Here is a 15658-nt window from a genome sequence, read left to right as displayed (position 1 = left end):
AGCAACTCACAACTAACAGCTAGATATGAACTTCCGTGACGAGTTTAAATTGCTGCTACGCGCCCGTTATCCGTTAATTTACATTCCCACCTACGAAGAAGAACGGGTCGAAGCAGCCATTCGGGAAGAAGCCGCCAATCAAGGTAATCGCCCTGTTTATACTTGGGATTTTGTTGATGGCTATCAAGGAAACCCCAATGATGCCGGTTTTGGGCGACGCAATCCCCTACAAGCTTTGGAATTTTTAGAGAAATTACCAGCTTCAGCACCGGCAGTCATAATTTTACGAGACTACCATCGTTTTTTAGATGATGTGGCGATCGCCCGTAAACTCCGCAATTTTGCCCGACTTTTAAAATCGCAACCAAAAAATATTGTTTTATTGTCGCCGCGCATCGCCATTCCCGACGATTTAACCGAAATTTTAACGGTTGTGGAATTTCCTTTACCCGCCGCGCCGGAAATTAAAACCGAGATAGAACGCTTACTGCAATCTACGGGTAACTCGCTTTCTGGGAAGCTTTTAGATGATTTGGTGCGCTCTTGTCAAGGGCTATCTATGGAACGGATTCGGCGGGTTTTAGCCAGAGCGATCGCTACTCACGGCGAATTACAACCAGAAGATGTAGACTTGGTTTTACAAGAAAAGCGCCAAACCATCCGCCAAACCCAAATTCTTGATTTTTACCCCGCTACCGAGCAAATTTCTGATATTGGCGGATTGGATAACCTCAAAGATTGGCTATTACGGCGTGGTGGTTCATTTACCGAACGGGCGCGTCAGTATGGCTTACCCCATCCCCGTGGTTTACTATTGGTGGGGATTCAAGGAACAGGAAAATCTTTAACAGCCAAAGCGATCGCTCATCACTGGCACTTACCTTTGTTACGCTTAGACGTAGGGCGGTTATTTGGCGGTTTAGTCGGGGAATCAGAGTTACGCACACGCCAAATGATTCAGGTAGCCGAAGCCCTCGCCCCCTGTATTTTGTGGATTGATGAAATAGATAAAGCTTTTTCGGGACTGGGGAGCAAAGGTGACGCAGGCACGACTAGCCGCGTATTTGGCACTTTTATCACCTGGTTAGCCGAGAAAACCTCACCTGTATTTGTGGTGGCTACTGCCAACGACATTCAAGCCTTACCGCCAGAAATGTTGCGAAAAGGGCGATTTGATGAAATTTTCTTTGTTGGTTTACCGTCTCAAGAAGAAAGAAAAGCAATTTTTAACGTTCATTTATCCAGATTGCGCCCCCATAACTTGAAAAGCTATGACATTGATAGGTTAGCTTATGAAACACCTGATTTTTCTGGGGCGGAAATTGAGCAAACTCTGATTGAAGCTATGCACATTGGATTTAGCCAAAACCGTGATTTTAATACCGACGATGTTTTAGAAGCCGCCAGCCAAATCATCCCCTTGGCGCGAACGGCTGTAGAACAAATTCAAAAACTCCAAGAATGGGCGGCGGCTGGGAGAGCGCGTCTCGCCTCAAAACACAGCCCCCTCAGCGATGCCTTTGGCAAGCTACGTTAGAAAGTATGAAGTGTGAAGTCTGAAGTCTGAAATTTTTGAGTCTAAAACTTATGCTATTCAGAGAAGTTACGCACAGCACGGCTACATAACTTCACACTTCATACTTCAGACTTCATACTTGACTATTGACCATTCACCGTTGACCATTGACTATTGACTATTGACTATTAATGTAACTATGCTTTCTGGTCTACTTAAGTTAATACTAGGTTTTATCCTAGCGATCGCTGTTTTATTAGGTACGGGTATGACGGTGGCGCTGTATTTCATCAATCAAACCGCCATACCGCCCAATAAACCGATTTTTGCCAATGATAATCCTTCTTTGAAAAACCAAGCTACCAAAGAACCTAAAAACGATTCTGTCATCACACCTGAACCGGAATCTACTCCAACTCCAACCTCCACACCAACACCCACAAAATCTCCTGAAAAATTACCACCTGGCGCTTATCAAGGACGTGTTACTTGGTCTGAAGGTTTGAGTTTACGTGCCGAACCTAATCAGTCAGCCGAAAAAGTTGGGGGAGTGACTTTCAATCAAAAAATCATTGTTTTAGAAGAAAACCCTGATAAAACTTGGGTGAAGATTCGCACAGAAGGTAGTGACCAAGAAGGTTGGGTAAAAATTGGCAACATTGAACGTACCAACTAAAGTTAGAAATCATCCCCATCTGAACTCACTAATTCTTACTACCTATTTCCTACTCTCTAATCTTTATACTTTTTTAGTAAAAGCCACAGTTATTACTTATAGAAAGTGGTATATTTTTATATATACTGATCACTGTAATTAACATTCAAAAAACTTTATAGATTCTAGTCAATCCAATTAATTTTTAACATCAAAATTTTCCACTTTTGCCGAAAAGCAGTTTGCTCCTTGTGATGTAAACAAATAGCCAAACCCATAACCTTAAAACAAAAGTCCAACAATTTTGGATTTTAGATTTGCGATAGCGTAGCGTTAGCGACGCAGGAGCGTCTTTTAGATTAAATCCAAAATTTAAAATCCAAAATCCAAAATTCTGCGGGGTGGGGCTTGTACCCTAAAGAATCCAAAATCCAAAATCCAAAATCTAAAATTCGGAGGGTCAAGCGAAATACTTTTTTCTTGTACTCAGGGAATTGTCATCAGCCGAAAACTTGGGAAAACATCATGGAAGCCATTGGTTATCTTCATGTCGCCTCAGCCTACGAAGCCTCAGAAAACATAGAGATTGTACCGATAAAGTTAGAATTTAAATTTTGGCAGTGGCCTAAACTGTCTAGCCCTGTGGCAATGCGGCTTTTATCTGTAGCACTGACTATCGGAATTTTAAACCTAGCTGACCAAACTTTCGCCCTTCAGCAAGTAGGTAGTCGTGGCACAGCAGTTACAAATATTCAGCAGTGCTTAAAAAATTTAGGTTATTTTAAAGGTTCTGTAACTGGCAGATTTGCAAACTTAACTCAACAAGCAGTGAGTAGCTTTCAAAAAGCGCGAGGGCTGGCTGTTGATGGAATTGTGGGTGCGAGGACTCAGCAGGCTTTACAACAATCATGCCAAAGTGGGACTCCCAGTGACAGTAGTAATGGACAATTGCGCTTTGGTAGTAGAGGTACAGCCGTTGCTCAATTACAACAAAACCTCCGCAATTTAGGCTATTTTAACGGCCCTAAAACTGGCTATTTTGGCTCACAAACTCAACAAGCACTCATCCGGTTTCAACAAGCTTCCCGAATTCCGGCTAACGGAGTTTTTGATAGTAGAACAGCCCAAGCACTACAAAGTAATTTAAGTGTTGGTGGAGAATATCCGACTCTGGCGGAAGGTAGCCAAGGCCCAGCAGTCACCAAACTACAAAAACGGTTGCGAGACTTGGGCTACTTTAAGATGAATCCCACCGGGAATTTTAGAAGCGTCACCAAAAATGCTGTCATTGCCTTTCAACGCAAAGCAGGTTTACCCGCCACTGGGGTTGCAAATACCCAAACTTGGGATGCGCTGTCTAATCCTCCAGTTTCTAGCAAACCCAATACTTCCAGTCAGCAAGTAAGGGATGTACAACAATTACTAAGAGATTTAGGCTACTATTATGGCGATTCGACTGGGACTGTCGGCACGTTAACCAGAAATGCGGTTGTAGAGTTCCAACGCGATAATAAACTCACAGCCGATGGCATTATTGATGCCCAACTTGTAAAAGCGGTGCGCCAAGTCTGGACAGGGAGATATTCTAATCAACCAACTAGGGTAGTTCTCTCAATGGGTGCAAAAGGAGAGAATGTCAAAGCAGTCCAAGGGCGTTTGTCAGAATTAGGATATTTTAACCGCTCATTAGATGGGGTGTTTGGCGAATATACCAAAGCGGCTGTAGTGGAATTTCAAAAGGAATATCGCTTAAATCCTACAGGTAAAGTAGATGCACAAACTTGGAAAGCATTAGGTTTTGATAATTCTGTGGCGCTAAATCGTCCGGTGAGTAGTCGTTATTATGTAGCAGCAGTGCCAATGCAAAATGGCGATACCCTCGACAAAGTGCGTCGCTTTGTTCCCAATGCTTTTCCAGATGTGTCCATGTCAGGAAATTATGTGAATGCTGGGGCATTTAGCGATCGCTCTGTTGCCGAAAATCTCACAAAAATGTTACGCTCCAAAGGCTTAAACGCCAAAGTGCAATTTCTTTAAGACTTCGCTAGTCTAGAATCTAGTCGGTCAGATCCAATACCAGCAAAAGAATGCCAGACTCAGCATTTGTGATCTTTATTATCTTCGGGGTTGTCTGGATATTTATGGGCGCAGTTGCGGTCATTGCGCTTTTCAAGTCGGAAGGACAAAAACTGCGTTTTGATAAATGGGGACTGCTCGTAACTATCCCGATTATCGTCCCAATTGTGATTGTTTTGTTATATCAAGTAATCAGACAATTAATATCTTAGAGACGTTTTAATGCAACGTCTCTAAAATATTATTTACTCAGCACTCTTTAAGATGCCACTTGTGCCGCCGTCCGCGTCCGTCTTCTTCTACCATCGGTAACTTTCATTGTTGCTTCTGGTTCGTCGGGAATTTGCATTAACAAAGTCACAGTTGGTTGACATTGCAATTCTCGCCGAATTGAACGTGCTAATTCTCTTTCTAACGTTCCTTGCAATCCACCCCAGTCTACATCTGCTTGCTCGCTGCCCAAAGCCGCAAATTCTGACCAGCGCACGCCGAGGATTTCTTCAATGCGTTGCTGTACCCATTTTTGGATCAGCGATCGCTCTACACTGGTAACAACACCCCGCAGATGAATTTCTGGCTTGGCCATCAGTTTACCAGTCCAATCAATCGCTGCGGCAATTGTCACAATTCCTTCTTCTGCCATCCGTTGCCGTTCTTGCAGCACCTTGGCACTCACCATACCAGAACTAGAAGTATCTACCAGTTCAATCCCAGATTTCACTTGAGTTCCAACACGGATGGAATTTTCCGTTAGTTCTATAACATCTCCATTCTGGATAATCACCATGTTTTCGGCGGGGATACCCATACTTTGGGCAGTTTCGGAGTGTTTCACTAACATCCGATGTTCGCCGTGAACCGGGACAAAGAACTTGGGACGAGTTAAGGCAATCATCAGTTTTTGGTCTTCTTGACAGCCGTGACCAGAAACGTGAATTCCCTTATCTCTGCCATAGACAACCTTCGCACCTTGCAACATCAACTTATCAATGGTGTTGACAACTGCGATCGTATTGCCGGGAATGGGGTTAGCCGAGAAGACTACAGTATCCCCTTCGCGGATTTTGATGTGGGGATGTTCTTTATTGGCAATGCGGGTCATGGCTGCCATTGTCTCACCTTGAGAACCTGTGGTGAGAATCAACACGTTTTCATCTGGCAGATTGCGAACCATGTGTAGTGGTTGCAGTAAGTTATCTTCACATTTGACATAACCCAAGTTACGGGCATGGGCTATCAAATTCAACATTGAACGCCCCACCACCGTGACTACGCGGTTATGTTTCTGCGCCAGTTGCAAAATCATGTTGATGCGATGCACAGAAGAGGCGAAGGTGGTAACAAACAATCGCCCAGTGGCTTGACTGAATACCCGATCCAAGTTGGGATAAACAGAACGTTCCGAAGGTGTAAAGCCTGGTACTTCTGAGTTGGTGGAATCACTCAACAAGCACAGCACGCCTTTTTCGCCATGTTCTGCCAAGCGTTGCAAGTCAAATTTTTCGCCATCAACTGGGGTATGGTCAAATTTAAAATCCCCTGTGTGAATTACGACACCCAGGGGAGTATGAACAGCAACCGTGAAACTATCCGCGATGGAATGGGTGTTGCGGATGTACTCAACAAAGAAATGTTTACCAATTCGCACGACATCACGGGGCATCACTGAACGCAACTCTGTGCGATCGCGTACACCTGCTTCTTCTAGTTTGCCCTCTAGCATAGCCATTGCCAGTCTTGGCCCATGAATCACCGGGATTTCAAACTGCTTCAAGTGAAAAGCAATGCCACCAATATGGTCTTCATGACCGTGGGTGACGATCATCCCTTTGATTTTGTCACGGTTTTCTCTGAGATATGTCGTATCAGGCAGGACAATATTTACACCGTGCATTGCTTCCGTGGGGAAAGCTAAACCTGCATCTAATAAAACAATTTCATCTTCGTATTCAAAAATACAGGTATTTTTGCCAATTTCATGTAAACCGCCCAAAGGAATAATTTTTAGGGCGGAGTCAGCTTCGTTTTTAGCCATTTTCTCCTTAGTTAGATTGTGGTTTAGTGTTAATAAATTGAAGGTTAGCAAGCTTGTATTAAAGACAACACTGGCTCTCTCTAGGAAAGCAGTCAAATTTCGTTTAGATTTTCAACTTTTGGTGCAATAAAATCGAAATTGTCAATATCTGAGCAGTAATAGCACTGTTTGGAAAAGTGCTTCCTGAAAATCTGCCCATTATTCATATATAGATTTGCGGCAAATTGCCAATCATCTACTGCCTAAATTAAATTCAGTTTCTGAAGCACCGCCTCCAGTTTTTGGCTTATTTCCGAGTCAGCATCACATAGTGGCGGACGAGTTGAACCAACCTCCCAACCTTGAAGTTTGAGTGCTTGTTTAATGGGAATGGGGTTTGTAGTGATAAATAAAGCTTTAAATAACGGGAAGAGTTGGAGATGAATGTCTCTAGCTTCTGCAATTTTTCCCGCACTAAAAGCTTGAATCATCTGCTGTAGTTGGTTTCCTACCAGATGAGAAGCCACACTGACTACTCCTGTTGCCCCCAGTGCTAACAAGGGCAAGGTAAGGGAATCATCTCCAGCGTAAATCTGAAATTCTTGTGATGTCAAGCGACGGATTTCACTTGCCTGGTCTAAATTACCACTGGCTTCTTTTATTCCAACAATATTATCAATTTCTGCTAATTTGGCAACGGTTTCGGCACTGAGATTTTGACCGGTACGACCAGGAACGTTATATAACAACACGGGGGTTTCAGGGCAAGCTTGGGCAATTGCCTGAAAATGTTGATATAGACCAGCTTGGGGCGGTTTATTGTAATAAGGTACAACTTGTAATGTACCGTGTACTCCTATTTTAGCCGCCTTTTGGGTTGCTGCGATCGCTTCTTTGGTGGAATTGGAACCACATCCTGCTATAACTTTGGCTTTGCCGGACACAGCCTGCAATATTTCCAAAAATAGCTGGTATTCCTCCTCCCAAGTTAGGGTTGGGGATTCTCCTGTTGTACCGCATACCACCAACGTATCTGTCCCGTTGTTAGCTAGATGCGCTGCTAGTTCTGCCGCTACACCATAGTTCACACTACCGTCTGGTTTAAACGGTGTGATCATAGCGGTTAAAACTCTACCAAAATCTCCCACCCTCGTTTTTCTCCTGATTACCTGCTTGGTTTTTGTTATGTTGGTGGTTTTCTATAATGTAATAGCTTATTCGCCAATTACTTTCAAGAGTGATGCACTCATTTGTTTTCTGCCATTAATGTTGAACTGATGACACAAAACTACTGAGAAGCATAAGCTGCTGCTGAGGTGAGCAGATTTTTTTCCACTAATAATTCTGCAATCTGCACGGCGTTTAAAGCTGCACCTTTGCGGATTTGATCACCACAAAGCCACAGTTCTAAGCCACAGGGATGAGATATATCCTGACGAATTCTCCCCACTAACACTTCATCCCGGCCAGTTGCTTCTATGGGCATGGGGAAATGATTTGCCCGCCAATCTTCTACTAGTTTTACCCCTGGCGCATTACTTAAGATTTCTCTGGCGGTATCTGGGCTAAATGGAGTTTCAAATTCTAGGTTAATGGCTTCGGAATGGGCGCGAAGTACGGGAACCCGTACACAAGTGGCACTAATCCTAATTTCTTGGGTGCCAAAAATCTTCCGCGTTTCATTCACCATTTTCATTTCTTCTTCACAGTACCCAAAATCATTGATCGGGGTATTGTGAGGAAATAAGTTAAATGCTAAAGGATAAGGCAGAACTTCTGCAACTGGTTCTTGTCCTTGGAGAATGGCAGCAGCTTGCGTCTTCACTTCTGCCATTGCTTTGGCACCAGCACCACTGGCTGATTGATAGGTGGCGGCAATAATCCGTTTGATCGGTTGGATTTGATGTAAGGGCCAAATTGCCACTGTCATCAAAATTGTTGTGCAGTTGGGATTGGCGATAATACCTTGATGGGTGGCTGCGGCTTGGGGATTCACTTCCGGCACAACTAAAGGCACTTGGGGGTTCATCCGAAAAGCACTGGAGTTATCAATGACGACTGCGCCTTTTGCAACGGCCACGGGAGCCCATTTTTTCGATGTGGAACCACCAGCACTGGCTAACACTAAATCTACATTTTCCAGAGCGCGATCGCTAACTGGTTCTACTATTAAATCTTCTCCTTTAAATTTAAGCGATCGCCCCGCGCTGCGTTCAGATGCTAGTAATTTTAATTCCGCCAATGGAAAATTTCGGCTTTCTAATAATTCCAGCAACTCTGTACCAACAGCACCAGTCGCACCCAAAATAGCTACACGATATGTTTTAGACAAATGAACTTCCTCCCTTCATTTAAGAGGTGACGAATAATGTTTTGAAATTGAGATTTATGGCAATAGCAATAGCAGATTTTGAATAATTCTTTGGTTCTATTTCAGGTTTTTAATCACAGTAGGTTAATTTTTGGGTTACATATCTTAATAAATAAATGAGAAATTTACAATTTTTTATAATTACCCAGTGAATTTCCTACCAACTCAAAAAGTATATATCATTTTACAACAAATTACGGCTCAGAAAAAAACCTCTAGTAAATCAGGCTCAACCATAACTATTCTTGAGCAGGACTTACGCACCAAGATTGTCTATGAAGATTGGGTGTAATGGTTTTAGCTCATAGCCCAGCATAAAAGCAGGACTAGTACAGGTCGACGGCAATAGACAGATCACACTCCGACCATACTCAGTGACCATAAAAAATTGCTAAAAGGCTTGTGGTATCACTATTCTTTTTTGCCTTTTCCCTTCTTGCACTAGTCGCTTTACTCAGCACTCTCAAGCCAAGAGGCAGATTATCAATGTACTATGATCCAAGTGGCATTCAGCCAAGCAAGTTTAAACCGGGACTTGTTGGGTAAACAGACCCCACAAGTTTACAGTGAGAGGGTGTATAGATAAATTTATTGTGGTAAAGTGTCAAGTCCTTTGCCATTGGCAGTAAACTGGATATCTACTGAAGGCACTTGCCATTCCTACCTAGAGATATCAAAGCGCATAAGCGTTAAATTGTGGCTTATGTGTTCTTGGAGTTAAAAATACTAAATAGAGACGCAGCATGAAAGTTACCCAGGAGAAACTTCCCGCCAGCCAAATCGGGCTAGAGATAGAGATTACACCAGAAATCACTCAAAAAACCTACGAACAAGTTATTAAAAACTTATCCAGTACTGTTAATATTCCTGGGTTTCGTAAAGGTAAAGTGCCTAGACCGATATTGCTTCAGCGCCTGGGGGTAAGTCGCATTAAAGCCACCGCCTTAGAAGAACTGATTCAAGATGGCATCGAACAAGCGGTTAAACAAGAAGATATTCAAGCAATTGGTCAGCCGCAATTGCGCTCTTCCTTTGAAGACTTGATCAACAATTATGAACCGGGAAAACCCCTGACATTCGTGGTGGCTGTGGATGTAGAACCGGAAGTCACCCTGAACCAGTACACCGGGTTACAAGCCCAAGCAGAAGAAATCAAATATGACCCCACCCAGGTAGATAATGTCCTGGAAAAAGAACGCCAACAAATGGCAACACTCATTCCAGTCGAAGGTAGAGCCGCCCAAATTGGTGATGTGGCTGTTGTCGATTTTCAAGGGGTGATAGCTAAAGCTGAAGGCGATGATCCTGATGCGGAACCAACACCAATTCCTGGCGGTGATGCGACTGATTTCCAAGTCGAGTTACAGGAAGATAAATTTATTCCTGGTTTTGTCACAGGTATAGTCGGGATGAACCCTGGGGAAACCAAGGAAATCTCCGCCCAGTTTCCAGATCCTTATGTCAACGAAGAATTAGCAGGCAAACCAGCAATTTTTACAGTCACCCTCAAGGAACTGAAAGAAAAAGAACTGCCAGAATTAGACGATGATTTTGCTCAAGAAGTCAGCGATTTTGAAACCTTAGAAGAACTGCGGAAATCTTTAGAAGATCGGTATCAAAAAGAAGCTGAAGATAAAACTAAAACCAACAAGCAAGAAGCACTACTGGCAGAACTACTGAAGCACGTAGAAATTGACTTGCCAGGAACCTTGATTGAGCAAGAAGTTGATGCAATGCTGACTCAAACTGCTATGCGCTTGGCGCAACAGGGTTTGGATGTGAGAAAGCTGTTTACTCAAGATATTATTCCGCAATTGCGGGAGAGGTCTCGCCCAGAGGCAATTGAACGCATCAAACGTTCTTTAGCCCTACGAGAAATCGGCAAACGCGAATCTTTGGTAGTTACCCCAGAAGAACTCCAAGCCAGAGTGACAGAACTTTTAGAGCAGTATGCTGATGAAGATATTGACGAAGAAAAACTCAACTCAATGGTGGAAAATGAACTGCTGAGTGACAAAATTCTCAATTGGCTCTTAGACAACTCATCAGTTGAATTAGTCCCAGAAGGCACTTTAAGCGCCCAAGCAGAACCAGCAGATGAAGCAACTGCACCTGAGACTGAGGAAAGCAACAGCGAAGCTACGGCAGAATCAGCAGTAGAAGGTTAGGGGTGTAAGGGTGCAGGGGTGCAGGGTGCAGGGAGAAAATGACTCAGCACTCAGCACTCAGCACTTCCCTTCGGCTATCTCTACTTTTGGGCGATCGCAGTTCTGTTTTGGGTAGATTAGGCTAGGGTAGTAAGTATCTGGTTCGAGTGTGAAAAATTATTACTCAGCACTCAGTCGTCAACATTTAAGGGAGGCTTAAGATTGCTGGAATTTTAGACAAAATTCTTTAACCTGTAACGACCTGAGCTTGATACTGTGTTACACGAGAAAAATCTGGATGAGGCATAATGGTTAACACATAGCTCAAATCAAAATCTCATCCGTGAAAAAAGCAGCGATCGCTGCCTTAAGCTAAGTCCTATTAATTCTCAGATATTCTCCTATGCTTTTATCGCAGTCGGGAAATTACCCCATCATCAGTTCCAGCCACCTGGCTATTAACTCCCATTTGAATGGCCCTAACAGCATTGTGCCAACTGTGGTAGAGCAGTCAGGGATGGGAGAAAGAGCATTTGATATCTACTCCCGCCTGTTACGAGAGCGGATTATTTTTTTAGGAACAGCCATCGATGATACCGTTGCTAATTCCATCGTGGCGCAGTTGCTGTTCCTAGATTCCGAAGACCCAGAAAAAGACATTCAACTGTACATAAATTCTCCTGGCGGTTCCGTCTACGCAGGAATGGCAATTTATGATACAATCCAACAAATCCGCCCTAATGTGGTTACGATCTGTTTTGGATTAGCTGCAAGTATGGGGGCATTTTTGTTAGCTGCTGGAACCGCAGGTAAGCGTATGTCTTTACCTGACTCTCGAATTATGATCCATCAACCCCTAGGTGGCGCTCAAGGTCAAGCCATTGATATAGAAATTCAAGCCAGAGAAATTCTTTATATCAAGGCACAGTTGAATCAGTTATTGGCTCATCATACTGGTCAACCTCTAGAGAGAATCGAAGCAGATACAGACCGCGACTTTTTCATGTCGGCAGAAGAAGCTAAAAATTACGGTTTGATTGATCAGGTAATCTCCCGACAAAATCTTCCCACAGCTGGGGAAAACGTCACCATTCTGAAATAAGAGGCTGGTATGTCTAAGTACGACTCCCATTTAAAATGTTCGTTTTGTGGCAAGTCTCAAGAGCAGGTGCGTAAGTTGATCGCAGGGCCGGGAGTTTACATCTGCGACGAGTGCGTTGACTTGTGTAATGAAATACTAGATGAGGAGTTACTGGACACCAATGGTGTAGCGCCACAACCAGCACCCAAGTCTGAAGTACCTCAAAAACGTCGGAACCGTTCTGCTAATCTCTCGTTTAATCAGATACCAAAACCCAGAGAGATTAAAAAGTATCTCGATGAGCATGTCATTGGCCAAGAGGAAGCTAAAAAAGTTTTATCAGTCGCAGTTTACAACCACTACAAGCGGCTGGCAATCTTGCAGTCTAAAGGCAGTGGTAAAAACGGAGCAGATGACGCAGTAGAGCTACAGAAGTCTAACATTTTGTTAATTGGCCCGACTGGTTGCGGCAAAACCCTGTTAGCACAAACTCTAGCCAAGATTTTAGATGTACCTTTTGCCGTGGCGGATGCTACCACTTTAACAGAAGCGGGCTACGTCGGTGAAGATGTGGAAAATATCTTGCTGCGCCTGTTGCAAGTAGCAGACTTGGATGTAGAAGAAGCCCAACGCGGAATTATCTACATTGATGAAATTGACAAAATTGCCCGCAAGAGTGAAAATCCCTCAATTACACGAGATGTTTCTGGCGAAGGCGTACAGCAAGCATTACTGAAAATGCTAGAAGGTACGATCGCCAATGTACCACCACAAGGAGGACGTAAACATCCGTATCAAGACTGCATCCAAATTGATACCAGTAATATTCTATTTGTCTGTGGTGGCGCTTTCGTTGGCTTAGAAAAAGTGGTAGAGCAAAGAGCCGGTAAAAAGTCAATCGGTTTTGTACAGCCAGGAGAAGGCCAATCAAAAGAAAAACGCGCCGCCGATGTGTTGCACAACCTGGAACCAGATGATTTGGTAAAATTTGGCATGATTCCCGAATTTATCGGACGGATACCAATGGTAGCAGTAGTAGACCCATTGGATGAAGAAGCTCTGATGGCAATTCTCACCCAACCGCGCAGTGCTTTGGTGAAACAATACCAAAAACTGCTGAAGATGGATAACGTCCAATTAGATTTTAAACAAGATGCCTTGCGAGCGATCGCTCAAGAAGCCTACCGCCGCAAAACGGGTGCAAGAGCATTGCGGGGTATTGTAGAAGAACTCATGCTAGATGTAATGTACGAGTTACCATCCCGTAAAGACGTGACTCGCTGCACAGTAACGCGAGAAATGGTCGAAAAACGCTCTACCGCCGAACTAATAGTACATCCATCTTCACTACCAAAACCAGAATCAGCGTAAATTAGTGCTAAGTGTTGGGTTTTAAGTGCTGAGTATTGATTAAAGTTAGGAAAGAGGAGTTTTGAGTGAGGAATTAATTACAAACTCAAAACTCCTAACTTTTATCTCCTAAATGCTAACTCTCAAACATGCCTTATATTGCTGTTCGTGGCGTTGAACATTACTACGAGTGGGTGAAACAATCATCTGCTGCTGTGAACAAACCTGTGATGGTATTCGTTCACGGTTGGGCTGGTTCAGCTAGGTATTGGAAAAGCACTGCGGAAGCTTTATCAGACCAATTTGATTGTTTACTCTATGATATGCGCGGGTTTGGGCGTTCTGGTGGGAAACCAACTCTAGTCCCAGCTAGTGAGTCTGTTGCTAATTCTGTGTCTAGTCAAGAAACATCAGCCGCAATTCAAGAGTTAACTTATGAATTGGAAGAATACGCTGATGATTTAGCGGTACTTTTAGATAAGTTACATCTTGGGCGTGTTTACATCAATGCTCATTCAATGGGTGCGTCCGTTGCAACATTATTTTTTAACCGCTATCCCCACAAGGTAGAGCGAGGAATTTTAACTTGTAGTGGGATTTTTGAATATGATGAAAAAGCTTTTACAGCCTTTCATAAATTTGGCGGTTATGTAGTTAAATTCCGTCCCAAATGGTTAGGTAAAATTCCATTTGTTGACCGGATGTTTATGGCGAGATTTTTACATCGTTCCATACCAAAAGCTGAACGTCAGGCTTTTCTACAAGATTTTTTAGATGCAGATTATGATGCTGCTTTAGGCACAATTTTTACTTCTGTTAGTAAAGCACAATCGGAATTGATGCCGCAAGAATTTGCTCAATTAACAGTGCCAACACTGCTAATTGCGGGTGAATATGACCAGATTATTCCCGCCGCAATGGGAAAACAAGCCGCAGCCATGAATGACCAAGTTGAGTTTGTGTTGATTCCTGATACAGCACATTTCCCAATGTTGGAAGATGCGCCGACTTACTTACAACGGGTGCGAGAGTTTTTGCAAGTTCCTTCTATTGTATAAATGTAGAGGTTGTAACTATGGCTCAAGCCTTACCTAGAGTAGTAACATTTGCGGAATTTGCTGCGTGGCGACCCGAAGGGGGACGTTACGAATTGCATGATGGAGTGATTGTGGAAATGGCACAACCGGTTGGAGGTCATGAAGGAGTTGTGGGTTTTTTAGTTGAAGAGGTTGTGCCAGAATACAAACGGCTAAAATTACCGTACTTCTTACCAAAAACCGCGCTAGTCAAACCACCTGACAACGAATCAGGTTACTCCCCTGATATTTTGTTATTAAATCGGAAAAATCTGGTTCACGAACCACTGTGGAAAAAAGAATCAACCGTGATGGACGGTGCATCCATACCCTTGATTATTGAGATTGTCAGTACTAACTGGCGTGACGATTATCATAAAAAGTTTGCAGACTATGAAATTATCGGTGTATCTGAGTACTGGATTGTAGATTATGCCGCGTTAGGGGGACGAGAATTTATCGGTAATCCTAAAGAACCTACGATTTTTATCTGCGAACTGGTCGATGGAGAATACGTAAAAAGAATGTTCCGTGGTAATGATGTGATTGTTTCGCCTTCTTTCCCCAACCTTAACTTTACTGCACAACAGGTTTTTGATGCGGCTCTGACAGAGGAAGAGTAATTTTAAATTTGCGGGAAAATTAAAGAGCGATCGCTTGGTGATTGGAGATGGTAAACTATGGGCGATCGCTTGAATTATACTTAACTTCAGTTTAATGTTATTTAATTGAGTCTATCTAATGTATTTGTCTCTTGCTCCTTATTATTTAAAGCAGCTTTCACCTTCTCGGTAATTTTGAACTCCTCTTCTGGAGATAGTTTTTCTGAGTCAGACTTATCGTTAATTCTTGCAGTTTTAATACGTTCGATGGAATCAAGTAAGTCGCTCAGTTCGAGAATCTTCTTGCCTTTTCGAGCAGCTCTCATAGCTGCATCAATGACTGCATTTTTAATATCTCTACCACAAACATCTTCAACTTCCGCAAGTCGTTCAGAAGTCACATCTGTAGCTAATGGTAGTTGTGTAGGTAAATGTCTTTTCCAAATCTCTTGACGACAAGACTTATCTGGTAAAGGAAAATTGATATTGCGTACTCTAGTTTCAAATGCCTTGTCGTAGTTTTCGACGAGATTCGTGGAAAAAATCACAACCCCGCGAAATTTCTCCAAACAGATAAGTAATTGACTACGCATCGAATTGATAGCTTGCTCTGAACCTTGGGTAACATTAGTTAGCCTTTTGGAAAGCAAGGAATCAGCTTCATCAATGAATAGTAAAGCATTATCTCGTTCTGCTGCCAAAAATATCGCTAGTTTTAGTTTTAAACGCAGAGGCTTGCTAAGGTCAACGCATAGGCGCTTCGCCTTCCC

13 protein-coding genes are annotated in these 15658 nt (G+C 43.1%); 9 read left to right on the top strand and 4 right to left on the bottom strand.

Features of this window, described 5'->3' with window-relative positions; all coding sequences use genetic code 11:
* Positions 1 to 25: 25 nt before the first annotated feature.
* The 4 genes from H6G79_RS06775 (at position 26) to H6G79_RS06760 (ending at position 4459) form a co-directional block, all read left to right on the top strand.
* On the top strand, positions 26 to 1537 hold the full coding sequence (locus H6G79_RS06775) for an AAA family ATPase (protein ID WP_190590473.1): 1512 nt from the start codon (positions 26 to 28) through the stop codon (positions 1535 to 1537).
* Positions 1538 to 1715: 178 nt separating this feature from the next.
* The gene (locus tag H6G79_RS06770; protein ID WP_190590570.1) at positions 1716 to 2192 is read left to right on the top strand and encodes an SH3 domain-containing protein; all 477 of its coding nucleotides are present in this window, start codon (positions 1716 to 1718) and stop codon (positions 2190 to 2192) included.
* 504 nt (positions 2193 to 2696) lie between these two features.
* A complete protein-coding gene (locus tag H6G79_RS06765; RefSeq protein ID WP_190590474.1) occupies positions 2697 to 4208 on the top strand; it encodes a peptidoglycan-binding protein in 1512 nt (503 codons plus the stop codon).
* Positions 4209 to 4258: 50 nt separating this feature from the next.
* Positions 4259 to 4459: a hypothetical protein gene (locus H6G79_RS06760; protein ID WP_190590475.1), complete on the top strand. Its 201-nt coding sequence runs from the start codon at positions 4259 to 4261 to the stop codon at positions 4457 to 4459.
* 47 nt (positions 4460 to 4506) lie between these two features.
* Here the strand turns inward: H6G79_RS06760 and H6G79_RS06755 are convergent, their stop codons facing one another.
* The 3 genes from H6G79_RS06755 to H6G79_RS06745 all read right to left on the bottom strand — a co-directional run bounded on the left by H6G79_RS06755 (position 4507) and on the right by H6G79_RS06745 (position 8593).
* On the bottom strand, positions 4507 to 6282 hold the full coding sequence (locus H6G79_RS06755; RefSeq protein ID WP_190590476.1) for a ribonuclease J: 1776 nt from the start codon (positions 6280 to 6282) through the stop codon (positions 4507 to 4509).
* A gap of 242 nt (positions 6283 to 6524) precedes the next feature.
* The gene (dapA, locus tag H6G79_RS06750; protein ID WP_190590477.1) at positions 6525 to 7409 is read right to left on the bottom strand and encodes a 4-hydroxy-tetrahydrodipicolinate synthase; all 885 of its coding nucleotides are present in this window, start codon (positions 7407 to 7409) and stop codon (positions 6525 to 6527) included.
* Positions 7410 to 7549: 140 nt separating this feature from the next.
* Complete coding sequence (locus H6G79_RS06745; protein ID WP_190590478.1) at positions 7550 to 8593, bottom strand: aspartate-semialdehyde dehydrogenase; 1044 nt, start codon at positions 8591 to 8593, stop codon at positions 7550 to 7552.
* Between the two features lie 782 nt (positions 8594 to 9375).
* Here H6G79_RS06745 and tig point away from each other — a divergent pair.
* The 5 genes from tig (at position 9376) to H6G79_RS06720 (ending at position 14909) form a co-directional block, all read left to right on the top strand.
* On the top strand, positions 9376 to 10800 hold the full coding sequence (gene tig / locus H6G79_RS06740; RefSeq protein ID WP_190590479.1) for a trigger factor: 1425 nt from the start codon (positions 9376 to 9378) through the stop codon (positions 10798 to 10800).
* A 382-nt stretch (positions 10801 to 11182) separates the two neighbouring features.
* Entirely contained in the window at positions 11183 to 11881 is a 699-nt protein-coding gene (clpP, locus tag H6G79_RS06735; RefSeq protein WP_190590480.1) for an ATP-dependent Clp endopeptidase proteolytic subunit ClpP, read from the top strand.
* 9 nt (positions 11882 to 11890) lie between these two features.
* Positions 11891 to 13231 (top strand): ATP-dependent protease ATP-binding subunit ClpX, encoded by a 1341-nt coding sequence (clpX, locus tag H6G79_RS06730; protein WP_190590481.1) that lies wholly within the window; start codon positions 11891 to 11893, stop codon positions 13229 to 13231.
* 128 nt (positions 13232 to 13359) lie between these two features.
* Positions 13360 to 14268 (top strand): alpha/beta fold hydrolase, encoded by a 909-nt coding sequence (locus H6G79_RS06725; RefSeq protein ID WP_190590482.1) that lies wholly within the window; start codon positions 13360 to 13362, stop codon positions 14266 to 14268.
* A gap of 17 nt (positions 14269 to 14285) precedes the next feature.
* Complete coding sequence (locus tag H6G79_RS06720) at positions 14286 to 14909, top strand: Uma2 family endonuclease (RefSeq protein ID WP_190590483.1); 624 nt, start codon at positions 14286 to 14288, stop codon at positions 14907 to 14909.
* 101 nt (positions 14910 to 15010) lie between these two features.
* Here H6G79_RS06720 and H6G79_RS06715 read toward each other — a convergent pair whose 3' ends face one another.
* Positions 15011 to 15589: an ATP-binding protein gene (locus H6G79_RS06715; protein ID WP_199333980.1), complete on the bottom strand. Its 579-nt coding sequence runs from the start codon at positions 15587 to 15589 to the stop codon at positions 15011 to 15013.
* Between the last annotated feature and the right edge of the window lie 69 nt (positions 15590 to 15658).

It is taken from the genome of Anabaena sp. FACHB-83, assembly GCF_014697485.1.
GTDB lineage: Bacteria > Cyanobacteriota > Cyanobacteriia > Cyanobacteriales > Nostocaceae > Nostoc_B.
This window is presented reverse-complemented; position numbering and strand designations above follow the sequence as displayed.